Origin of the sequence: Maricaulis sp. D1M11, assembly GCF_047308265.1 — a bacterium.
Taxonomy (GTDB): domain Bacteria; phylum Pseudomonadota; class Alphaproteobacteria; order Caulobacterales; family Maricaulaceae; genus Maricaulis.
On the sequence record NZ_JBKQWY010000002.1, the window covers coordinates 1 to 20,393 of the forward strand.

Consider the following 20,393-nt stretch of genomic DNA (forward strand, 5'->3'; position numbering starts at 1 on the left):
CTTCACCGTGGCATCGCCATTTCTGCGAACGGAGCGCGCATAGACCCAGTCACCCACGCGGACGGTGTCTCATACGCTGGGCGCGATGCAAGTGGGATGGGTGATATTCGTGTTATGCAACCAAAGTGGGGTTGGGGTGTGGCGCGAGTAACATGCACGTTATCGTGCGGTCTTCGCATCTAAACGGTCTTTGTATCTAAGCGGTCCTTGAAAACAGCCCCCGGCGGATGCTGGGGGCTATTCGGATCAATCAAATTTGCTTGTACAATAGCCAAGCGCATCGCGAATTAATTCCCCAAATGCCTCGTCGCTCTCCGGCATGGCAATCAGCTCCTCCGAATAGCCTGTCTTTGCGGGACCAAAGCCGTTCATTGTTTCCTGATGCTCTCGGTGCACTCAATCCCGTCACAAATGCGCGTGTCATCTGCCCGAACTTGGAGATGACGGGCCTTAAAAAACGAGCGACAACAGATCCGGCACCGCCCAGCGCAAGCCTACCCGCACTATGGCTACCGGGTTGTCCCAGATGACCGGGCTGGAGTGCCAGGCGCCAGGGGAATAGAGGAAGTATGGGCGCAGCCGGGAGGAGTGAATCTGCCGACGTTACAGCGCAGAGTTAATCCGGCAGTATATAGAACGCTTCATCGAAGCAGCCCGAAAATAACTGCTAGGCTAACAGAAATCCGCGTATTCAATTGCCGCCCCAACAACAAGCCCATAATCTAAACCGACCTCCCACTCGCCGTTATAGTAAAAATGGCCCTCAATTGAATACAACCCTCTGAATACGTTAAATTTGTAGTGCATTCTTCTTGTTTCGCTCTCCACCAGTAAGTCAAATTTATATGAATCGCAGATATCATCTGTATTATTGCTATTGGATATCTGAACGGTGTAGGTGCCATTCTCGATCGAGAATTCACGCTCATGCGAATTATTTGGAATGATGATAGGAAAATCCCCATCCCTGCAATATCGGACACCTTCAACATCACATTCCTCGAACCTGAGTAAAAGGTCATCGTATCTCGCTTTCTCACTGCCCTCAAACCAGTATAGTATTTCCCCCGATTCAATGCTCACGAAGTTGGCTGTAACCTCGTCATTGTCGATAGGCGAGTGCATTAGATGAAATTGGCCGAACAAGACATCTAGCATTTTGCCTCCTCCAAATTCTATTCTTGGATGTACTTGACGCTGTCTGGATGGAGCGACCAGTTATAAGAGAAATCTGCCGGAGTGTATCCGAGCCCAATCAAAGTTTCATAGGCAGTATCTTCAACCCATTGGTGCGCCCTTGTAAAGCCGCCGCTATTAGGGCGACCAATATGCAACCGTTCATGGATGATAGTATCCAAAATCTGAGCGAATCCTCATTGAAACGCGTTTTGAGTAATTGCGAACCATTATTAGTCACGTACCCCTAACGTCTTTGATAGTGAGCTGGGTCACAACATATGGTGCGATATCGCCATTGCGGTCTATTCGAAGATATACGACCCCCTCACGGCCTCGGACTTCAGGCATCACGCTCCTCGGCCCCAGCGTCACAATGTCATCCGCAGCGCGCACGGGCCGCAGCGCGCACGGGCCGTGGCGCGCAGGCCGGTCGAGCCACCAGGAAACCCACGGACTAAAGCCCCAGCAGCAACTCCCGGCACAGCGCCGACGCCACCGAACAACGTCCCGACGACATTGGATGCGGCTGCCGGGACGGTTTCGGTGGGTGCCGGTTTTCGCCCCGCCTGCAAGCCCACAGGCATGTTGGGATTGACCCTGCAGGCCATTGGCTTTGGCAATGCGATAGCTTCGCTAGGTGTCGCGCGAGGCGCCGGGCACCCACAACACATCGCTCCGACCGTCATCATTGGTGATGCGCGCCATGACGAAGAGCAGGTCAGACAGGCGATTGGCATAAGTCAGCACCGGTGCACCGACAATGTTACCGGAGGCGATGAGGGCCGAAATCTGGCGTTCGGCGCGTCGACAAATGGTGCGGGCCATGTGCAGGCGGGCGGCGGCCTCTGTCCCACCGGGCAGGATAAAGGAGTTGAGGGCATCCAGCCGGTCGTTCAGCCGGTCAATCTCGCCTTCCAGCCAGGTCGTTTGTCCGGCATCCATGCGCAGCGGCTGCCAGTCTCGCGGTGTGTCACTCTCGGGCACACACAGATCGGCGCCCAGATCGAACAGATCATTCTGGATCCGTGCGAGAACCGGGTCGAGCTCATGGTCGGCGCCCAGGGCGCAGCGCGCCAGCCCGATGGCGCTGTTGGTCTCGTCGATATCGCCATAGGCGGCCACACGATGATCGTGTTTGACGGTCTGGGACATGTCGCCGAGACGCGTGGCTCCGGCGTCCCCGGTGCGTGTGTAGATTTTTGTCAGCTTGACCATGGCGTACTCTGGGGCGTGCTCTGGGCAGGGTTAGCTGCCGAAATTCGCTTTCACAAACGCCAGCAGGCCGAGCAGGGCGATGGCCAGGGCCTGGAGGGCAACGCGCGCGCGCATCAGCTTGTTGGATTGGGAGCGCGCCTTGTCGCCCGAGCGGTAGAGCGAGATTATGCCCAGCACGAGCACGACGGCCGTGCCGCCAATGGCCAGATAGATCAGGATTGAGAGGAAATCGGCCATCAGCTTCTCCAGCGCAGTGTGGCGGGCTTGACCGGATTGCGGAAGGGCTCGCCGGTGTCGCGATGTTTGGTCCAGGCATCTTTCAGGCGGAAATACCATTTCGCCTGAACATCAGCATCATGGATGAGCATGAGATTCGGGTCATAGGCCAGGCCCACCTGCTGGGCATTCACGGCGTCGCGATCCTGTCCCAGGAAGGTCTCCCCGGCCAGACGCAAGATAGGGCGCGGCACGAAGTTGAGAAGGGGATGGTTCCAGTAGATCGCAATGGTGATGGCGGTCTTGGTCTCATTGGTCGGGGTCACCGCCGTAAAGATGGTGATGTGTTTGCCGCCCGCCTTGATGTATTCGGTGCGCAGGCCCGGGATCTGGACCTGGATCTCCGTCGTCCGGCCTTCACCGAGAAGATTATAGACAAAGGAATTGGCCGACGGGGTGTGGGGCAGCATGGAGAATCCGCGTTCGATCGGTCCAAACGCCTTCTCCTTGTCGCGGACGGACTTCTTTGTCCGATACCACCACTGGCGGTGGATATAGGGAATGTGGGCCGGGTCCATCAGACCAATCACCGCGTGATCAACCGAACAGTTGAACACGTCAGTAATGATCATCCGGGGCTTCTCGCCCTCCGGCATATCCAGTTTCGGGGGCTCAATGGTCGGTTCGCCCGAATCTTCCGCGCCATAATAGATCCAGATCAGGCCCTGGTCCTCATGCACCGGAAAGGCGCGTGTGCGGATCTTGCTGAGATCCATCGCCTCGGCCTGGTCGGCGGTCAGCGAGGGAATGGCGGCACACGACCCGTCCGTGCGGAAACGCCAGCCATGATAGGGGCATTCCACATGGGTCTCATCGCCATGCTGCTGGGCTTCGCCGCCGGACAGCAGAATGCCGCGGTGCGGGCAGATATCCTTGAGGGCATAGGCGCGGCCCTGATGGTCGCGGCCAAACAGGATGGGCTGGCCCAGCAGCTCCCGATGCAGGTGCTGGCCCGGTTTCAACTCGCTCGACAGAGCGCCGAAATACCAAAGATCGCGCAAAAACATGGGCTCAGCTCTTAGCGGTCCTGACGCGTTTTGCCTAGACAGGGTCTGTGTGACGCCGCTGCGGCATTTTGGATTTAGCCGGTCGGTCTCGCGGCCTGGAGACGCGCGTGAACATCGGCGGGGGACAGACCGGCTTCGCGCAGGCTTTTCAGGGTGGCGGCTCTGTCGCGCTTGGCGAGGCGCTTGCCTGTTTCATCCGTTATCAGCGGGTGGAAGCGGTAGACAGGTGTGTTCAGTCCCAGCAGACGCTGTAGCAGGACATGTAATCCTGTGACCTCTTCCAGATCTACGCCGCGAACAATATGTGTGATCTCCTGCAGGGCGTCATCATGCACTACGGCGATATGATAGCTGGTGCCGATATCGCGCCGCCCGAGAATGACATCGCCGAGCGCATCGGCCTGTGCGGCGCGCCAGCCTTCCCCCATCACCTCAAAACCCAGCCGGTCGAATTCCTTACCCAACAGGTCGCGGCAATGATCGATCGACAAACGCCAGGCATGGCTTTCACCGCGGGCCAGGCGTTCGGCTTCCTCGTCAGCGCTCATCGGATCGCGGGGGCCGCGATAGATCTGGCCGTCCGGTCCCTCGCCCGGGCCGTGAGGCGCGCGTGCGATCTCGTCGAGAATGTCGCGGCGGGTCTTGAAGCAGCGATAGGTCAATCCTAGTCCGGTCAGTGTCGAGAGCGTGTCTGAATAGGCGTCAAAATGCGCGCTTTGCACACGCACGGGCTTGGGCCAGGCGAAACCCAGCCAGGCCAGATCGTCGAGAATGGACTGAGCGAATTCGGGCTTGCAGCGCGTGGTATCGATATCTTCGAGCCGCAAGATACATTCCCCGCCCGTTTCGGCGGTCAAATGCCAGGCGCACGCCGCTGAATAGGCATGTCCGAGATGGAGGTGGCCGGACGGCGAGGGGGCGAAACGGGTGCGAAATCTCATCTCCCCTGCATGACAAGCCGCGCGTGCGGCTTCAAGCCCCCGATTGCGGCGCTATAGTGGGGGCACATGATTTGAGGATACCCCATGACCCGACCGATCGATGGCCCCCGCCTCGCCCCGCGCAATGGCCAGGCGCCGAGCAAACTTGTCATCCTGTTCCACGGGTATGGATCCAACGGCGATGACCTGATCTCGCTGGGGCAGCACTGGTCCGCCCAGCTGCCGCATGTGCAATTTGTCTCTCCCAATGCCCCGGACCCGGTGCCCGGCGCGCCCAATGGATTCCAGTGGTTTCCGATCTCCAATCTGGACCCGCACCGTATCGAACAGGGTGCAGCGATGGCGGGCCCGATTGCGGATGCCTTCATCACGCAGGAGCTGACACGTTACCAGCTGAAAGAAGAAGACCTGGTTCTGGTCGGCTTTTCACAGGGTACAATGCTGTCACTTCAGGCGGGATTGCGACGTGAACGCCCGATTGCTGGCATTCTGGGCTATTCCGGAGCCTTGCCGGGTGGAGATCGGCTGAAAGACGAGATGCGGTCCAAGCCGCCGGTCTATCTCATTCATGGTGACCAGGACCCGGTCTTGCCGCCCGCCTTCATGTTCGACGCCCTCACAAAGCTGACCGAGGCCGGTCATGGCGCGGAATGGCATATTTCGCAGGGTCTGCCGCACTCGATCGGACCGGACGGGCTGGAACTGGGGCTCAGCTTCATTAAATCGGCTCTGTCGGGACGTTATCGCACAGCTGTCTGACACCGTATCTGGGGGTCTTCTGCGAGGGACACACAAGATTATTGGTCGCGTCATGGTTTTGTCACGCGAACAGCTGTAGTGTCCGCACCAAGTTCTAGGAGCGCGCTGATTCTCCTGTGGTTTCAGGCGCTGCTGACGAACTTGGGAGGTGCGTTTTCAGGACGAAGCACGTCAGGACACATCCCCCGACCGGCCCGCATCTGGCGTGCTGTGAGGGAGGACGAGCATGAAAGTGCTCAACCAGGCGCTGGACGGGTGGCCTTGCCTCGTTCTGAACGCTGATTATCAGCCTTTGAGCTATTGGCCTTTGTCGACCTGGCCCTGGCAAGAAGCGATCAAGAATGTCTTCCTTGAACGTGTTGCTGTCGTCTCCCACTACGACGAGGTCGTGCACTCTCCGACCTTTGAAATGCACGTGCCCTCGGTGGTGGCCCTGCGCGAATATGTGACGCAAAACCGCTCCCCGGCGTTTACACGATACAATGTCTGGCTCAGGGACGGCTTCCAGTGTGCCTATTGCGGCAAGGAGGGCGTCGAGAATCTGACCTTCGACCACGTCATTCCGCGTCGTGCCGGCGGCAAGACGAGCTGGGAGAATATCGTGGCGGCGTGTGGTCCGTGTAACCTGAAAAAGGGGGGACGCAATCCTCGCGAGGCCGGCATGCCGCTTGCGCGTCCGCCCATGCGTCCGACCATGCACGAGCTTCAATCTCAAGGCCGCAAATTCCCGCCGAAATTCCTCCACGAAAGCTGGATGGATTATCTCTACTGGGACGTGGAATTGCAGCACTGATTGCGCGCTTGGCTTCATTACAGCGATTTTACTTCCTGTCCTTCGCCTTACGGAGCATGTTTCCGTCCGACTATGGGAGCACTGTGAGGGGAGAGACCATGATGATCCGCACACTTACGGCAGCGGCAACAGCCTTGCTGTCGATTACAACGATCGCAACGGCTCAAATGCCGGATGTCGATATTCCGTTCGAACGGTTCGAACTGGAAAACGGACTGACCGTCATTGTTCACGAAGACCGCAAGGCGCCGATTGTGGCTGTCAGTGTCTGGTATGGCGTTGGTTCCGCTGACGAGCCGGAAGGTAAGACCGGCTTTGCCCATCTGTTTGAACACTTGATGTTCAACGGGTCGGAAAACTTCAACGACGACTATTTTGGTCCGTTCGAACAAGTCGGCGCCACGGGTATGAACGGCACCACCTGGTTTGACCGCACGAATTACTTCCAGACCGTGCCGACGCCCGCCCTTGAAATGGCTCTGTGGATGGAATCCGACCGCATGACCCACCTGATGGGCGCGATCGACCAGGACAAGCTGGATGAGCAGCGCGGCGTGGTTCAGAACGAGAAACGCCAGGGCGATAACCAGCCCTATGGCATGGTCAACTATTCCCAGCTGCGCGCCCTTTTCCCGGAAGGCCATCCGTATGCGCATTCCACCATCGGCTCCATGGCCGATCTGGAAGCGGCGTCTCTGGACGATGTCGGCGATTGGTTCGAACAATTCTATGGTGCGTCCAACGCCATCGTCGTCCTGGCTGGTGATATCGATGCCGAAACGGCCCGCCCGCTGGTCGAGCGGTATTTCGGCGATGCCCCGGTTGGTCCTCCGATCACCCGCATGCAGGGCTGGGTTCCCGAGCGGGAATATGAGACCCGCGAGGTGATGTATGACGAGGTCCCGCAGGCCCGCATCTATCGCACCTGGGTCGTGCCGGGCCGGACCACCATGGAGCGCGCGGATCTGGAGCTCTTTGCCGAGGTTCTGGGTGGAGGCCGCACTTCGCGCCTCTATCGTGAACTCGTGTTTGAAGGTCAGGTCGCCTCCAGTGCCTTTGCTTATGTGCAGGAGCATCAGCTGGCCTCCATGTTTGAAATCCAGGTGACGCTGAACCCCGATGCCGATGTGGCCGATGTGTCGGCCCAGATCGACGCCATTGTCGACGAGCTGCTGGAAAACGGTCCGACTGAGGACGAGATTCAAGCGGCCCAGACCGGTATCAATGCCTCCACGATCCGCGGTCTTGAACAGATCGGTGGCTTCGGTGGCAAGGCTGTCGCCCTGGCCCAGGGTGAGCTCTATGCCAATGATCCGGGCTTCTGGCGGACCTATCTTGAGCGCGTCAACGCGACTACGGCTGACCAGACCCTGACGACCGCGCGTGAATGGCTCAATACCGGCTATCACCAGATCGAGGTTTTGCCTTTCGGTGAAATGGCGTCGGTGGAAACCGATGCGGACCGGTCCGGCCTGCCTGAAGTCGGCGAAACGCCGGTTCTTCAATGGCCCTCCGTCGAGACGGCGGAATTGTCCAATGGTGTGGAGATTGTCTTTGTGCGCCGCGATGCGGTGCCGGTCGTCGGTCTCTCCATGGTGTTTGATGCCGGTTATGCCGCTGACAATGTCGGGGGTGCGCCGGGTCTGAACAGCTTTGTCATGGATATGCTGGATGAAGGTGCGGGCCGTATGGACGCGCTGGAAATTGCAGCGGAAGCCGAACGCCTGGGCGCCAATCTGTCGACCGGATCCAGCCTGGACCAGTCCACGGTGTCCCTCTCGGCGTTGAACACCACGCTGGCTGACTCGCTCGAGCTGATGGCCACGGTGATCATGGATCCGACCTTTGCCGACGACGATATTGAGCGCCGTCGTCAAGCCCGTCTCAATGGTATCAACCAGGAAATGGCCCAGCCGGTCGGCTTGGCCCTGCGCCTCCTGCCGCCGGAACTCTATGGTGAAGGGCATGCCTATGCTGTGCCGTTCACGGGGTCGGGGACGCCGGAAGCTGTCAGCAGCTTCACACGGGAAGATCTCGTCAATCACCAGCGCAACTGGTTGCGTCCGGATAATGCCACCCTGTTCATCGTGGGTGACACGACGCTGGATGAAATCCGTCCGATGCTGGAGCGGGCCTTCCGGGGCTGGCGTGCACCGCGCACCGCCCTGCCGGAGAAAAACCTGGCCACTGTCGCCAATGCCGATCAGCCGCGCATCATCATCGTGGACCGCCCGAATTCGCCGCAGTCCATGATCCTGGCCGGTCGTCTGGGTCCTGAAGGCAGCCATCCGCAGGACATCGCCATCAATGCGGCAAACGACGCCATCGGGGGTCAGTTTTCTGCACGGGTGAACATGAATCTGCGCGAAGACAAGGGGTGGGCCTATGGTGCCTATACCTTCCTCAATGGCGCTCTGGGACAGCGCCCGTGGATGGTCTACGCGCCGGTTCAAACCGACCGGACAGCGGATTCCATGGCGGAACTCGTGCGTGAGCTGACGGAGTTCACGGGCGATAACCCGATGACGGCGGATGAGTTGACCCGCACGATCAACAACGCCACGCGCTCGCTGCCGGGACAGTATGAAACCGCCAGCTCGGTGCGCGGTTCCCTGATCTCTAGCCATCTGTATGGCCGGGGCTGGGACTATCCCGCCACCCTGACCGAGGCCTATCGCTCGCTCGACCTTGATGAGGTGCGTGGTGTGGCCGGCGAACTGGTGACCGCAGACGATCTGGTCTGGATGGTGATCGGTGATGCTGCCGTGATCGAAGAGTCGATCCGCGAGCTTGGCATTGGCGAGATTGAAGTCCGACGCGTGGGCGGCGAGTAAATCGTCACACCTGCCAGAGACACAGGAAAGCGGGAACCCTCGGGTTCCCGCTTTTTCTTTACCAGACGCGTTCAAGCCTGAAAGATTTAAGCTTGGTGTGGCGTGTTTAATCGGCCAAGTCTTATTGCGCTTCGGGGGTTACCCGTTCGAGGCGATCAGATACGCTCAGCGATCTTGATCACGACCTTGCATCCGGTCTGGATGAAGCGGGACAGCAGCGGATAAGCCGCCGCCTCGCGTGCGCCTTCCTCCACGGCCAGGTCACGGTGGGCGACTTCTTCCTCGCGGAATTTGTCAAAGAGGGTCGCAAGCTCGTCCTCGCCCATCTCGCGCAATTCTTCCACCTGCCCGGCATAATGCGCCTCGATTACGGTCTCGACCGCTTCGGTACAGGCATGGGCGGCCTTTTCGCCCATCAGTGCGGTTCCCGCCCCCAGGGCCTGACCGGCAATGTTCCAGATCGGGGCCAGCACAGTCGGGCGGGCCTTGTGTTCCATGATCAGCCCGTCAAACGCGTCGAGATGATGCTGTTCATCGGCTTCCATCTCTTCGAGCTGGTCGGCAATGCGGGCCTTGTGGGGAAGCTTGCCAAACACCGCGCGTTGTCCGCGATAGATGGCGACGGCGCCATATTCTCCGGCATGATCCACGCGGATCATCTGTTCGATGCGCGCCGTATTGCGTTTGCGACCCGGCATGGGTGGTGTGAAATCGCTCATTTGCGCAATCCCTGAAGCCCCACAAAGATGGAAACACCGGCCATGCCCAGCGAGATCAGCGCATTGTATCCGGCCATCGAAATGCCCAGCAGGGTCCACGCCGCCTCATCACACATCACGGCTGGAATCTCGCCATCGAGCGCCGCGAAGAGATCGGCCGTGTTGACCGAAACAGTGCCCGCTGTGGTGCAGGTTGCCGGACCGTCCCACCAGTCATACTCAATCCCGGCATGCCAGCCGGCAAAACCAAAGGAGTAAAGGAGAATAGCGGCGATGACGAACAGGGCCCAAGGCGCAAACCGGCCCAGATTGGGGCGCACGATCAGGGCTGCTCCTGACGCCAAACCCAGCGCAATGACGGCCATATGGATGTAGCGCTGGTCATAACACAGGGCGCAGGGTGCATATCGGCCAATATATTCAAAGCCCCAGGCGCCCAGAAGCATCATCAGGGAGCCGGCTGCCATGAGCAGCGGCCAACGGGTCAGCGGAAATTGGTTCAGCACGGGCGTCATGCCTCTACAGTCAGTAAAAAAGCCAATCAGGACAAAGCGACACAATGGCGCAGAGACGGGGCTGATCAAGCACTGCCGGACAGCCAGCTCGTTACCACATCTTTCATCATCGACAGGGCGGCGTCTCCCACAAATATCAGAAGCGCAATCCATGCCGTACCCAGCACGAGACCCAGGAGGATCAGCAGTCCGTCCCGTGTGACCAGGCCGAGCGAGGCAATGGCGATGGCGATGCCGGGGGTGGTGTTGGTGGCGGGCAGCGGGATCATGATGCTCGCGCAAAATACTGTAAACACGAGTCCAATCACTCTCTCCGCACCGGCAGCTGACAGTACCAGAAGTCGCGGGCGCGCGAGGGTTTCCAGCCATCCGAACCATTTGCGGCCGCCGCGCGCCATGCGTTGCAGACTCTCCAGCGAGAGATTGCGCTCGCGAAAACGTGAGGGCAGCCAGGGTTCGTCGCGCCCGGCCAGCATCTGCAGGGCGAGGAACATCATCGGAAAGGCCACGACCTGTGGCACGCCGTAGAGAAACGGTATGGAGACGGGCAGTGCAAAGGCGAACAGAATGATGCCAAAGGCGCGTTCGCCCAGAGCATCGACAAACTCACCCAGGCTCAGCCCGTCCTCAGGTGCGGTTTCAGCAAGGCTTTCCAGCGCGCTGATCAGTCCGCCCTGGGGCATCTCATCGTGGGACATAGGGATCTCCGGAAGGCCAAGAAGCAAGGGTGGGCCCGACAGTGTGCAGGCGAGGGGTGAAAACACTGCAAACCAGATTGACATTTGGCGCGCAAGAAACATTCTTGCGGCCACCTGAAACACAGGGCCCCTGTGGCGGAATTGGTAGACGCGACGGATTCAAAATCCGTTTCCGCAAGGAGTGTCAGTTCGAGTCTGACCAGGGGCACCATTTTTTCGTTGTTTTCTCTCCGCTCGATACGAATCCCTAGTCATGTTCAGTATTGGGGGCGGGCGTGCTTCATCAACCCGCGACAATCTTCTCTGCGTCAGCCCCGCTCGAACCCGAATGCGTTCGCGGTGTTGTGCGGGAGATCGGGCTCGCCTGAAGCACGCCATCTCTTGTCTCGATTTCCAACCGGCCTGCTGTTAGTGTTCCCTTGAATCTTTGGGGAGATTCGCTCAGGAGGAGAGACATGCTGACGCCAGCTCAAGCGGCAGGTGTGACGCGCGGCGTTCTGGCTGTGAGTTTTGCCATTTTGGCCGTGTTCAACATCCTGCCCGGCGCAGAGGCGTCATGGTCAGCATGGCTGAGTGACCACCCTGTTCTGGGCGACATCTCCAATCAGGCCCTCGGATTGGCGCTCGCCGCCGCCGTCTATCAACTCGCGATTGCAGGTCTGCTTGGCATACCCATGCTGGGCGCGCGTTTGCGCCGGGTGGGGTATGGGCTTGTGGGCGGGTATGCGATCGGCAATTTGCTGATCCTGGTCTCGAATTCCAACTGGCTGTCGCCCATGGCCGATAACCAGGCCTTTGCCGATGGACACATCCTTCTGATCGCCAGTGTCCTGCCGGGCCTGGCCCTCTGGGCCGCCGGTTTTGAGCATGACCGCATGTTCACCGCACGCCGGCAGGCCGACCAGTCACTGGCCCGCCATCTCATCGTGACGGGGTTGATTTTGGTGCTGATGTATATCGGCCTGACCAAAATCTGGCCCACTCCCGCTGATTATACCGGGCAAAGATTTGCGGCGTCTCTGATTGGGCGCGTGTCGGGCGAGGTCTGGGGGCCTTGGATTCTCAAAGTGTTGGGTGTCATTCAGATTGTGACGGCACTGGCGCTTAGCGGGTTTTGGTATAGTCGGCGCTTCTTGCGGGCGGGCCTGATCCTTGGAGCGTTCTGGATCGTCTGGGCCTGGGTCAACGCCACCACGTCGGGCCATTTTTTCCAACCCGGTGCGGGTTCGACCTGGCAGTTGGGGGATATGGGAGAATGGGCCCTCAAGACCAGCTGGGCGGCAGCGGCCCTTCTGGCCATCCTGTCCGAGCGCCGTCGGCGTCGTCGTTGAGGACTTGGCAAAAACAGGATTCCTGATCGTGAAGACCTGAGGTGTTTACATCTTGGCCAGACTTTCCATGATCTAGTCGTCGCACTACGTCTTTTGAAAAGGAGACTGCGCACCGTGATCAAATCTGTGCACGCCGCCATTCTGACACGCTGGACTCTCGTCAGCGTCTTTGGACTGTTTGGCCTGTTCGGACTCTTTCCTGGTGCGGCCAGTCACTGGCGATCCTGGCTGAGCGAACACGCTTTGCTGGACGGGCTGACGGGTTCGGGATGGCTGGTCGCCTTGCTGATGGCAGCCTATTCGTTTCTCATCGCGGCGCTGCTGGGTTTCCCCGGCCTGTCCGCTGGATGGAGGCGGAGCGGCTACAGGCTGGCTGCTTTTTACGGTGGTTTGGTCGCCCTCTTGGTCATCATCAATCCGTTCTGGTTGTCGGACCTGCACGTGCTGACCACGTTTCGCGACGGGCATACTCAACTGATCAGTCTCGTTCTTCCAGGGCTTGCGCTGTGGACTGCAGGAACGGAAGGAACCGGTCGGACCGGTCGAGACAATCGCTTCGCCAGGGAATGGGGGCGTCACCTGATGGTCGCAGGGCTGATTCTCTTCATGGTCTTTGTGGGGCTGGTCAAAATCTGGCCGACCGAGGCGGATTATGCCCGCGCGGTCTATGCCAACAGCTTCTACAAATGGCTGGGGTCTGGTGAGACTCTAAACACGGTTCTGGTCTGGACCGGCTATGGACAGATTATTGCCGCACTGGCACTGGCGGGCTACTGGTTCTCTCGGCCTGTCTTCCGGCTCGGGCTCGCCATGATGGCCTTCTGGCAGCTCCACGCCTACCTGATCCTTGTTCAGCCCGGTCTGGAATGGATCGATTTTGAGACAGAGACCGGATTTGCGGTGGGTGTGACACTGGTTTGGGCCTTGAAACTCACCTGGGTGACAGCTGTTGTGGTCGTCCTTGCGTCGGAACGCCAGCGCCGTCGCCTGTGGCCTTGACGCTGAAACTTAGCGTAACGTTTTGAAATAGGCTTCACACTTACCTCGCCAGAAGGCGTGCCTGCTTGACCCGTGCGCCAAGACGGGATGCTTTGACCGAAAACAAGATCGGGGAGATCAGGCCATGGGACTGCTGTCAGCGGTCAAGCGTGAGCTTAGCTACATCACGCAAATGCGCGATATTCTGAGTAAGGTTGATGCGGTTGGACCAAAGTCCGGCCTGCGTGTGCCGGATCATATCGAACGCACAGTCGATGCCTATCCGGACCGGGTGATGGCGTATACGGATGAGGGTGAGATCCGGTATGCCCAGTTCGACGCCTATGCCAACCAGGTAGCCAGCTGGGCTCTGGCCCAGGGGCTCAAGCCCGGCGATTGCGTCGCCCTTCTGATGGGCAATAAATGGCAATACATCGCGATCTGGTTTGGCCTCTCCAAGGTCGGGGTCACCGCTTCACTGCTCAATAATCAGCTGGCCGGCAAATCGCTCGCGCATTGCCTCAATGTTGGCGAAAGCGCTCATCTGATCGTGGATGCGGATCTGTTCGAGAATTACACCTCGGCCTGTGACCATGATTGCGACGCGGTGGTGCCCTGGATCTATGGCGATGCGCCCGAGGGTGTGGCCAGCTTTACCGACACGATCGCCAGCTGTGGAGATGAACGTCCGGACACGGCGTTGCGCGCCGAGGTCAAGAATTCGGACACCGCACTGAAAATGTTCACCAGCGGCACGACCGGGCTGCCCAAGGCGGCGCTCGTGACCCATATCCGCGCGCTGTATTATCTCAACGCCTTTGCGGCGACCTCCAAATCCGGCCTGGATGACCGCATGTATCTGGTCCTGCCGCTCTATCATGCAACGGGTGGTCTGTGCGGCGTGGGCTGTGCGCTCTCTTATGGCGGCGCCCTCATTATCCGGGATCGCTTCTCGGCCTCAGCGTTCTGGCCGGACGTGAAACACTTCAAGGCGACCCAGTTCATGTATGTGGGCGAGCTGTGCCGCTTCCTCGTGAATTCACCGGAGGCTCCGGAAGAAAAAGAGCATTCGCTTCGCGTCGCGATCGGTAACGGCATGCGCCGTGATGTGTGGGACGCGTTCCAGGCCCGGTTCAACCTGCCCTGGATCATCGAATTCTATGGATCCACCGAAGGCAATGTCGGTCTGGTCAATGCCACCAACTTTCCGGGAGCGGTCGGCCGTGTGCCCGGCTATCTGAAGAGCCGTTTCAATGTCGAACTGGTTCGTTTCGATATCGATACGGAAATGCCGGTGCGTGATGAAAATGGTCGCTGCATTGTGTGTGGACCGGATGAAGTGGGCGAGGCCGTCGGGCGGATCGATCCGAATGACAGTCGTTTCCGGTTCGACGGATACGGTTCAAAGGCGGATACTGAGAAGAAGATCCTGCGCGATGTGTTCAAGCCGGGCGATGCCTGGTTCCGCACGGGCGATCTGATGAGCCGCGACAAGCTTGGCCATTTCTTCTTTGTCGATCGGGTCGGCGATACGTTCCGTTGGAAATCCGAGAATGTGGCGACGGGCGAGGTGGCCGAGGCCCTGAATGTGCCCGGTATCGAACAGGCCAATGTGTATGGCGTCGAGGTTGACGGGCATGCAGGGCGTGCAGGCATGGCCGCCATTGTGGGGCAGCCCGATGCGATCGATCTCGACAGTCTGCATGCGCATGTCCATGACAGCCTGCCGGCCTATGCTCGTCCGCTCTTCCTGCGTCTCCAGGAACAGACCGACACAACGGGCACGTTCAAGTTTCGCAAGGTCGATCTGGTGAAAGATGGATTTAATCCTCAAAAGATCGACGAACCGCTCTTTTTCGATCATCCGAGTCTGGGTAAATACGTGCCATTGACGCCTGAGATTTTCGGGCAGATCCAGGATGGAAGCCTTCGCATATGAGCCAGCCCGCCGCGACGCCTGATCGTATCCTCGACTTTTGGTTCAATCAGGCCGGACCGGCGAAATGGTATGAGGGCGGACCCGCCTTTGATGCCCGGGTCCGACGTCAGTTTGCGAGTGCGGTGGAGATGCATGCGCGCATCATGCTGGCACTGGAGCCGGGTGAGCGCCATGACTGGCAGGCCGAACCCTGGTCGGCCCTTGCTCTGATCATCCTGTTTGACCAGTTTCCCCGCAATGTCTGGCGCGGTTCCGGCCGGTCCTTTGCCTATGACGGGCTGGCTCGGGAGGTGGCGTCAGACATGATCGAACGCGGGTATGACTGGGTCATCCCCGGTGCTCAACGCGACTTCATCTACCTTCCATTCATGCATTCGGAAAATCTGGACGACCAGATCTTCTCACTCAGCTGTTTCCGCGAGCGATTGGATCACCAACGCCAGGTGCCCTACGCCCTCGACCACCACGCCATTATCGAACGGTTCGGGCGTTTTCCCTATCGCAATGCCGCACTCCAGCGGCCCACGACCGAGGCCGAGACAGCCTGGCTTACCGAGCGGACGGCAGGCTGACCCCGGCAAAATTCGCCGCGTGGCAAGCTTGTCCGTTGTCCGGGGGCTTCGCTCTGACGTAATGCGTTGATGTAAATGGCTTAATTTCCGGAACCGTCTGGCATTGGCCTTGCGTTGCATGCAAGCATAGCTTTGCCCCGGGGACATTCATGACACCGCACGTTCACATCACCGTTGAAGATATTCGCCAGATTGCCTGGACCCTGGTGGATCTGCACGGTGCACAGGCCATCGGATATGCTGACGAGGCGATGCAGGATCTGGAAGCCCAGGGACAGCCTGAAGGCGCGGAAGCCTGGCTGGCTCTGAAATCGGTGATGGAAGACGCGCTGGCCGGTCGTCTCGACCGCGACGCCCATCTCACCCTGCACTAGCCCGGCGAACCGAGACCGGTCCTGCAAGAGCGGAATCAGACCGCTGCTCCACTGACGCAGCTGGGGAATTCTCCATCCTTGGACGAAACACGCCCTTGCCTCGCGGGCCGGTGCCGCCTAACGCTGGGACATGACCGAAACGCCCTGGACACTCGCGCTTGCCCGCCTCGGCCTGGAAGACCCTTTCAGCCCCGGCCAGACCACGCCCCATATGCGCCGCGCCTTGCAGAGGGCAGCACCCTATCTCGATATTCCGGGACCCGATCTCGCATCCGTTGAGGGTCTTCTTCTGCCCGGAGCAGAGGATGCGCGCCCGGCCCGGCTCTACACACCCCCGGGTGTTGCGGATCGCGGTCCCTGCCTGATTTTCATGCATGGTGGGGGTTATCTGATCGGGGATCTCGACACTCATGACCGTCTTTGCCGCATGCTTGCGGGATGGAGTGGTGTGCGTGTGCTGGCGCTGGATTATCGTCTGGCTCCGGAACACCCCTTTCCAGCAGGCGTGGAAGATGTCCTGGCGATCTTTGACGCGCTCGTGTCGGGCGCTGTTGAGGTGAGGGGGGTGGACCCGGACCAGCTGGCTGTTGGCGGGGACAGTGCAGGCGGAGGGCTGACAGCCATGCTCGCGCAACAGCGCCGGGAGCAGATCCGCTTCCAGCTATTGATCTATCCCCTGCTCCAGATCGTGCAGACCCGCAAACCGAAGCTGAAAGCGCTGGAAGGCCATTTCCTGTCGGTCATGGCGCTCGACCAGATCGTGGATGCCTATCTGGCCCGGCCGGAACAGGCGTCCGATTTGCGGGCGTCTCCCTTGATGGAGAATGATCTCAAGGGCTTACCCCCGGCTTTCACGCTGGCGGCCGAGCTCGATCCCTTGCTGGATGAAGGGCAGGCCTATCATCAGCGGCTACTGGCAGCAGGGGTGCCGGCCACCTATCTTCTCGGTCAGGCCTTGCCGCACGGCTATGCCACTTTCACGGCGATTTTTCCGCCAGCCCGACACCTTGTGCGCCAGGCCGCCGATGCATTGGCGTCTGCGTTCAGAACGACCGGTCTGCCTGCTCAGGGCTGATCAAGCGGAGATCCGGATGACTTTCAGTTCACGCTATCAACCTGCCCCGGCCTATACCGATCTGGGTGAGGGCTTCTTCGATCCGGTGGATGCGGCCGCATTTCCCCGGTCCGACCTGCGCTACTGGAATGAGCGCTGGGCGCAGCATATCGGTCTGGACACCCTGGATGCGTCCGAGAAAAAGACGTTCTTCCATCGGTTTGAGGCTCTGCCAGACAATCATCCGCGGTCGTTGGCCCTGCGTTATCACGGCCATCAATTCCGGGTCTATAATCCGCAGATCGGGGATGGGCGAGGATTTCTGCATGCTCAGCTGAAGGATGATCAGGGGCGTTTGCTGGATCTGGCGACAAAGGGATCCGGGCAGACCCCTTGGTCGCGCAGTGGCGATGGGCGATTGACCCTGAAAGGTGCCGTGCGCGAAATCCTGGCGACGGAAATGCTCGAGGCACTCGGTGTCTATACCTCCAAGACCTTCGCGGTGTACGAGACCGGTGAGGCGCTGCATCGTGGCGATGAACCTTCGCCCACACGCTCAGCCGTTCTGACCCGGCTGGGTCATTCCCATATCCGGTTCGGCATGTTCCAGCGTCAGGCCTATGAAGGCGAACCTGACCGGATCCTCAAACTCGTCGAACATGCGCTGACCCATTATTATCCGGAGCGGGCGAATGATCCGGATCCGGCCGTCAGCCTGCTGGAAGCCGTCGTGGCGGCCCAGGCCCAGCTGGTTGCAAGCTGGATGGCCGCCGGTTTTGTGCATGGTGTGCTGAACACCGATAATCTCAACATCACGGGCGAGAGTTTCGATTATGGTCCATGGCGTTTCCTGCCTCATTACGAGCCGGGGTTTGTGGCGGCCTATTTCGATGAAACCGGTCTGTATGCCTATGGCCGCCAGCCCGAAGCTGTGTTCTGGGCGCTTCAGCAGTTCGCGGGTGCCTTGAGCCTCGTCGCGCAGACACCGGCCCTGGAAGCGGTGCTCAATACCTATCCGGCACTGTATCGCGATGCGGTGCCCAAGGCCTTTCTGGCGCGCCTTGGATTGACGCCCAAGGGGGATGAGACAGATTTCGAGTTCTTCCAGACCTTTGTGGATTTCCTGCGCAGTGCGCCAACGCCCTGGGAAGGTGTGTTTTTTGACTGGTTCGGCGGAGAGGCGTCGCGTGTACGCGCCTTCGACGGTCCGCGCCGGGCACACTATCAGGGTGAGGCTTTTGACGCGTTTGCGGCGCGCATGAGTGATTACGCGACCGAGCGTCCGGCGCGTCTCGACCATGCTTATTTTGGCGCGAGCGACCCGGCCTCGCTGAAGATCGAGCGGGTTGAGGGGGTGTGGGCACCGATCGCCGAGCAGGATGACTGGTCAGCGTTGCACGCGTTGCTCTTGCAAATCGAACAGGCTCGCCAGGCCTATGCCCTGAAACCCGGTGCGCCAGGATTTGACCTATGAGTCTGACCTTTGTCACAGCCCCCGACTGGCCTCAGGGCATGAGCGTGCACGCGTTTACGACCCGTCCCGGCGGTGTCAGTGAGGGCGCTTATGCCTCGCTGAACATGACGCGGTCGCGGGGTGATGATGCATCTCATGTCGAGGAAAACCGCGAGCGTGTTCGCAAGGCGCTGGGCCTCAATTATCTTGTGTTTGCAGCCCAGGTGCATGGCCGGGCGGTCGTGCAGGTGAGCGGTCCCCCAAAGGGGGCTGCCCCGGTTGGCGAGGCCGACGCCCTCATCACCGATCAGCCGGGTTTGGGCCTGGTCTGTCAGACCGCTGATTGCACGCCCATTTTGATCCAGGACACGGCCCGACCCGCGATTGCCGCCATTCATTCGGGTTGGCGCGGGACCGTGCAGAATATTGTCCAGGCCACCCTGGACGCCATGCAACAGGCCTACGGGACGCAGCCAGGTGATTGCCGCGCTGCGATCGGCCCATCCATCTCGGCCCCTCACTATCGGGTCGGGCCCGAGGTTGTCGCTCAGTTCGAAGCGCTTTTGCCGACCAGCCGGGGTGTGCTCTCGCCGAAGGATCCCGAGGGCGGCGCGCATCTTGATGTCGCCGAAGCGTGCCGACGCCAACTGGTTCTGGCCGGCGTGCCGGAAGCGGCGGTCTGGCGATCCACCGAGTGTACCTATGCCAATGAACACACGCTGTTTTCCGCGCGTCGCAGTCATCATCGCGGTGAGACGGGCGTGTTTGGCGGCCAGGCCGGAATCATTGCGCTGAAAGCGTCTTGAACCGGGTTTTGAACCCCTCCGCCAGTCGATCATAAGCCCAGCGGATGCGGCGACTGGTGCGCAGTTCCGAATGGGCCGTGATCCAGATTTCCAGGGGCGGAATGGCAAGATCGGTCATGACCTGATGCATGCCTTCCGTGGCCTCGCCGAGGAAACAGGGTCCGAAACACAGACCCATCCCCGCCCGGCCCATATGCCAGAGCGCGACCTGGTCATCACACCGGATGGGAAAATCCTCGCGTTTCACCGTCTGGCCAAATTCGGCAAAGCCTCTGAGAATACGTTCATCCCGGTCGTAACCCAGCACAATATGCTCGGCGAACGCCTCCATCGTTGTGGGCGCACCATGGCGTTCCAGATAGGCATCCGAGGCAAACAGGCCGAGATAGATTTCTCCCACCTTGCGTGTGATCACATCATTCTGTTCGGGGCGGAACATGCGAATAGCGATGTCCGCTTCGCGCTTGAGCAGGTTATGGGTCGAGTCCATCGCCAGGATTTCATAGTCGAGCGCAGGTTCATCACGAAACATCGGGGCGAGAATATCCGGCAGGGCATAGGTGGCGATCATCTGGCTGGCGGTGACGCGGACGGTTCCATCAATGCGTTCCGAGCGTCCCGCTGCACGCAGAGCCAGTTGCTGGGCCGAATTCTGCATGGACCGCGCCAGTCCGAGAATATCGGTTCCGTCCCGGGTGAGGCGCAGCCCGTCCGGACGTCGTTCGAACAGGATGACGTCGAGCTCTTCCTCAAGGGCGCGTATATGACGTCCCAGCGTGGGCTGGCTGCATCGCAGCGCCCGGGCGGCAGCAGAGACGGAGCCGTGTTCGGCGGCCGCCAGAAAGGCCTGGACGTGATCCCAGTTGAACAGATGATTGGGATCGACTGCGGTATTCATATTTGACTTCCCCTTAAACGATGATCGCCAATGGCAAGTCAAAAATGAATTG

Annotated in this window: 21 protein-coding genes and 1 tRNA gene; 12 read left to right on the top strand and 10 right to left on the bottom strand. The window is 59.7% G+C overall.

The window, feature by feature from the left end; translation table 11 throughout:
• Window positions 1–246: 246 nt before the first annotated feature.
• The 6 genes from RMQ97_RS04105 to gluQRS form a co-directional block, all read right to left on the bottom strand.
• The gene (locus tag RMQ97_RS04105; RefSeq protein WP_413659581.1) at window positions 247–372 is read right to left on the bottom strand and encodes a hypothetical protein; all 126 of its coding nucleotides are present in this window, start codon (window positions 370–372) and stop codon (window positions 247–249) included.
• Window positions 373–672: 300 nt separating this feature from the next.
• Window positions 673–1,158 (bottom strand): hypothetical protein, encoded by a 486-nt coding sequence (locus RMQ97_RS04110; RefSeq protein ID WP_413659582.1) that lies wholly within the window; start codon window positions 1,156–1,158, stop codon window positions 673–675.
• A 654-nt stretch (window positions 1,159–1,812) separates the two neighbouring features.
• Window positions 1,813–2,394 carry a cob(I)yrinic acid a,c-diamide adenosyltransferase gene (locus tag RMQ97_RS04115; protein ID WP_413659583.1) on the bottom strand — a complete coding sequence of 194 codons (582 nt, stop codon included), beginning with the start codon at window positions 2,392–2,394 and terminating at the stop codon, window positions 1,813–1,815.
• Between the two features lie 30 nt (window positions 2,395–2,424).
• Window positions 2,425–2,631, bottom strand: coding sequence for a twin transmembrane helix small protein (locus RMQ97_RS04120; RefSeq protein ID WP_413659584.1), 207 nt, complete (start codon window positions 2,629–2,631; stop codon window positions 2,425–2,427).
• On the bottom strand, window positions 2,631–3,677 hold the full coding sequence (locus tag RMQ97_RS04125) for a Rieske 2Fe-2S domain-containing protein (protein ID WP_413659585.1): 1,047 nt from the start codon (window positions 3,675–3,677) through the stop codon (window positions 2,631–2,633). The genes RMQ97_RS04120 and RMQ97_RS04125 overlap by 1 nt, the downstream gene beginning before the upstream one ends.
• Window positions 3,678–3,751: 74 nt before the next feature.
• Window positions 3,752–4,618: a tRNA glutamyl-Q(34) synthetase GluQRS gene (gluQRS, locus tag RMQ97_RS04130; protein ID WP_413659586.1), complete on the bottom strand. Its 867-nt coding sequence runs from the start codon at window positions 4,616–4,618 to the stop codon at window positions 3,752–3,754.
• An 84-nt stretch (window positions 4,619–4,702) separates the two neighbouring features.
• Between gluQRS and RMQ97_RS04135 the strand changes: the two genes are divergently transcribed.
• From RMQ97_RS04135 to RMQ97_RS04145, 3 genes are all read left to right on the top strand, one after another.
• Window positions 4,703–5,377, top strand: a complete 675-nt coding sequence (locus RMQ97_RS04135) for an alpha/beta hydrolase (protein ID WP_413659587.1) — start codon at window positions 4,703–4,705, stop codon at window positions 5,375–5,377.
• Window positions 5,378–5,603: 226 nt separating this feature from the next.
• On the top strand, window positions 5,604–6,170 hold the full coding sequence (locus RMQ97_RS04140; RefSeq protein ID WP_413659588.1) for an HNH endonuclease: 567 nt from the start codon (window positions 5,604–5,606) through the stop codon (window positions 6,168–6,170).
• 101 nt (window positions 6,171–6,271) lie between these two features.
• Window positions 6,272–9,004 carry a M16 family metallopeptidase gene (locus tag RMQ97_RS04145; protein ID WP_413659589.1) on the top strand — a complete coding sequence of 911 codons (2,733 nt, stop codon included), beginning with the start codon at window positions 6,272–6,274 and terminating at the stop codon, window positions 9,002–9,004.
• A 155-nt stretch (window positions 9,005–9,159) separates the two neighbouring features.
• On the opposite strand, the gene RMQ97_RS04150 is transcribed toward RMQ97_RS04145, so the two are convergent.
• The 3 genes from RMQ97_RS04150 to RMQ97_RS04160 form a co-directional block, all read right to left on the bottom strand.
• Window positions 9,160–9,723: a demethoxyubiquinone hydroxylase family protein gene (locus RMQ97_RS04150; protein WP_413659590.1), complete on the bottom strand. Its 564-nt coding sequence runs from the start codon at window positions 9,721–9,723 to the stop codon at window positions 9,160–9,162.
• The gene (locus RMQ97_RS04155; protein WP_413659591.1) at window positions 9,720–10,229 is read right to left on the bottom strand and encodes a disulfide bond formation protein B; all 510 of its coding nucleotides are present in this window, start codon (window positions 10,227–10,229) and stop codon (window positions 9,720–9,722) included. Before RMQ97_RS04155 ends, RMQ97_RS04150 begins: the two co-directional genes overlap by 4 nt.
• 74 nt (window positions 10,230–10,303) lie before the next feature.
• Entirely contained in the window at window positions 10,304–10,936 is a 633-nt protein-coding gene (locus RMQ97_RS04160; protein WP_413659592.1) for an exopolysaccharide biosynthesis protein, read from the bottom strand.
• A gap of 126 nt (window positions 10,937–11,062) precedes the next feature.
• Here RMQ97_RS04160 and RMQ97_RS04165 point away from each other — a divergent pair.
• The 9 genes from RMQ97_RS04165 (at window position 11,063) to pgeF (ending at window position 19,443) form a co-directional block, all read left to right on the top strand.
• Window positions 11,063–11,147: transfer RNA gene (locus RMQ97_RS04165), tRNA-Leu, on the top strand.
• Between the two features lie 244 nt (window positions 11,148–11,391).
• On the top strand, window positions 11,392–12,267 hold the full coding sequence (locus tag RMQ97_RS04170) for a hypothetical protein (RefSeq protein WP_413659593.1): 876 nt from the start codon (window positions 11,392–11,394) through the stop codon (window positions 12,265–12,267).
• 114 nt (window positions 12,268–12,381) lie between these two features.
• Complete coding sequence (locus RMQ97_RS04175; protein WP_413659594.1) at window positions 12,382–13,266, top strand: hypothetical protein; 885 nt, start codon at window positions 12,382–12,384, stop codon at window positions 13,264–13,266.
• 124 nt (window positions 13,267–13,390) lie between these two features.
• The gene (locus RMQ97_RS04180) at window positions 13,391–15,184 is read left to right on the top strand and encodes a long-chain-acyl-CoA synthetase (protein ID WP_413659595.1); all 1,794 of its coding nucleotides are present in this window, start codon (window positions 13,391–13,393) and stop codon (window positions 15,182–15,184) included.
• The gene (locus RMQ97_RS04185; RefSeq protein ID WP_413659596.1) at window positions 15,181–15,756 is read left to right on the top strand and encodes a DUF924 family protein; all 576 of its coding nucleotides are present in this window, start codon (window positions 15,181–15,183) and stop codon (window positions 15,754–15,756) included. The genes RMQ97_RS04180 and RMQ97_RS04185 overlap by 4 nt, the downstream gene beginning before the upstream one ends.
• A gap of 149 nt (window positions 15,757–15,905) precedes the next feature.
• The gene (locus RMQ97_RS04190; RefSeq protein WP_413659597.1) at window positions 15,906–16,130 is read left to right on the top strand and encodes a hypothetical protein; all 225 of its coding nucleotides are present in this window, start codon (window positions 15,906–15,908) and stop codon (window positions 16,128–16,130) included.
• A 130-nt stretch (window positions 16,131–16,260) separates the two neighbouring features.
• The gene (locus RMQ97_RS04195; protein WP_413659598.1) at window positions 16,261–17,205 is read left to right on the top strand and encodes an alpha/beta hydrolase; all 945 of its coding nucleotides are present in this window, start codon (window positions 16,261–16,263) and stop codon (window positions 17,203–17,205) included.
• Between the two features lie 16 nt (window positions 17,206–17,221).
• Entirely contained in the window at window positions 17,222–18,658 is a 1,437-nt protein-coding gene (locus RMQ97_RS04200; RefSeq protein ID WP_413659599.1) for a protein adenylyltransferase SelO family protein, read from the top strand.
• Window positions 18,655–19,443 carry a peptidoglycan editing factor PgeF gene (gene pgeF, locus RMQ97_RS04205; protein WP_413659600.1) on the top strand — a complete coding sequence of 263 codons (789 nt, stop codon included), beginning with the start codon at window positions 18,655–18,657 and terminating at the stop codon, window positions 19,441–19,443. Before RMQ97_RS04200 ends, pgeF begins: the two co-directional genes overlap by 4 nt.
• Here the strand turns inward: pgeF and RMQ97_RS04210 are convergent.
• A complete protein-coding gene (locus tag RMQ97_RS04210; protein WP_413659601.1) occupies window positions 19,421–20,341 on the bottom strand; it encodes a LysR family transcriptional regulator in 921 nt (306 codons plus the stop codon). The genes pgeF and RMQ97_RS04210 overlap by 23 nt on opposite strands.
• Window positions 20,342–20,393: the final 52 nt, after the last annotated feature.

Bases quoted from the DNA above. Each gene is read 5' to 3' on its own strand.
- RMQ97_RS04105 (WP_413659581.1), bottom strand. From the start codon at position 372: ATGAACGGCTTTGGTCCCGCAAAGACAGGCTATTCGGAGGAGCTGATT.
- RMQ97_RS04110 (WP_413659582.1), bottom strand. From the start codon at position 1,158: ATGCTAGATGTCTTGTTCGGCCAATTTCATCTAATGCACTCGCCTATC.
- RMQ97_RS04115 (WP_413659583.1), bottom strand. From the start codon at position 2,394: ATGGTCAAGCTGACAAAAATCTACACACGCACCGGGGACGCCGGAGCC.
- RMQ97_RS04120 (WP_413659584.1), bottom strand. From the start codon at position 2,631: ATGGCCGATTTCCTCTCAATCCTGATCTATCTGGCCATTGGCGGCACG.
- RMQ97_RS04125 (WP_413659585.1), bottom strand. From the start codon at position 3,677: ATGTTTTTGCGCGATCTTTGGTATTTCGGCGCTCTGTCGAGCGAGTTG.
- gluQRS (WP_413659586.1), bottom strand. From the start codon at position 4,618: ATGAGATTTCGCACCCGTTTCGCCCCCTCGCCGTCCGGCCACCTCCAT.
- RMQ97_RS04135 (WP_413659587.1), top strand. From the start codon at position 4,703: ATGACCCGACCGATCGATGGCCCCCGCCTCGCCCCGCGCAATGGCCAG.
- RMQ97_RS04140 (WP_413659588.1), top strand. From the start codon at position 5,604: ATGAAAGTGCTCAACCAGGCGCTGGACGGGTGGCCTTGCCTCGTTCTG.
- RMQ97_RS04145 (WP_413659589.1), top strand. From the start codon at position 6,272: ATGATCCGCACACTTACGGCAGCGGCAACAGCCTTGCTGTCGATTACA.
- RMQ97_RS04150 (WP_413659590.1), bottom strand. From the start codon at position 9,723: ATGAGCGATTTCACACCACCCATGCCGGGTCGCAAACGCAATACGGCG.
- RMQ97_RS04160 (WP_413659592.1), bottom strand. From the start codon at position 10,936: ATGTCCCACGATGAGATGCCCCAGGGCGGACTGATCAGCGCGCTGGAA.
- RMQ97_RS04170 (WP_413659593.1), top strand. From the start codon at position 11,392: ATGCTGACGCCAGCTCAAGCGGCAGGTGTGACGCGCGGCGTTCTGGCT.
- RMQ97_RS04180 (WP_413659595.1), top strand. From the start codon at position 13,391: ATGGGACTGCTGTCAGCGGTCAAGCGTGAGCTTAGCTACATCACGCAA.
- RMQ97_RS04185 (WP_413659596.1), top strand. From the start codon at position 15,181: ATGAGCCAGCCCGCCGCGACGCCTGATCGTATCCTCGACTTTTGGTTC.
- RMQ97_RS04190 (WP_413659597.1), top strand. From the start codon at position 15,906: ATGACACCGCACGTTCACATCACCGTTGAAGATATTCGCCAGATTGCC.
- RMQ97_RS04195 (WP_413659598.1), top strand. From the start codon at position 16,261: ATGACCGAAACGCCCTGGACACTCGCGCTTGCCCGCCTCGGCCTGGAA.
- RMQ97_RS04200 (WP_413659599.1), top strand. From the start codon at position 17,222: ATGACTTTCAGTTCACGCTATCAACCTGCCCCGGCCTATACCGATCTG.
- pgeF (WP_413659600.1), top strand. From the start codon at position 18,655: ATGAGTCTGACCTTTGTCACAGCCCCCGACTGGCCTCAGGGCATGAGC.
- RMQ97_RS04210 (WP_413659601.1), bottom strand. From the start codon at position 20,341: ATGAATACCGCAGTCGATCCCAATCATCTGTTCAACTGGGATCACGTC.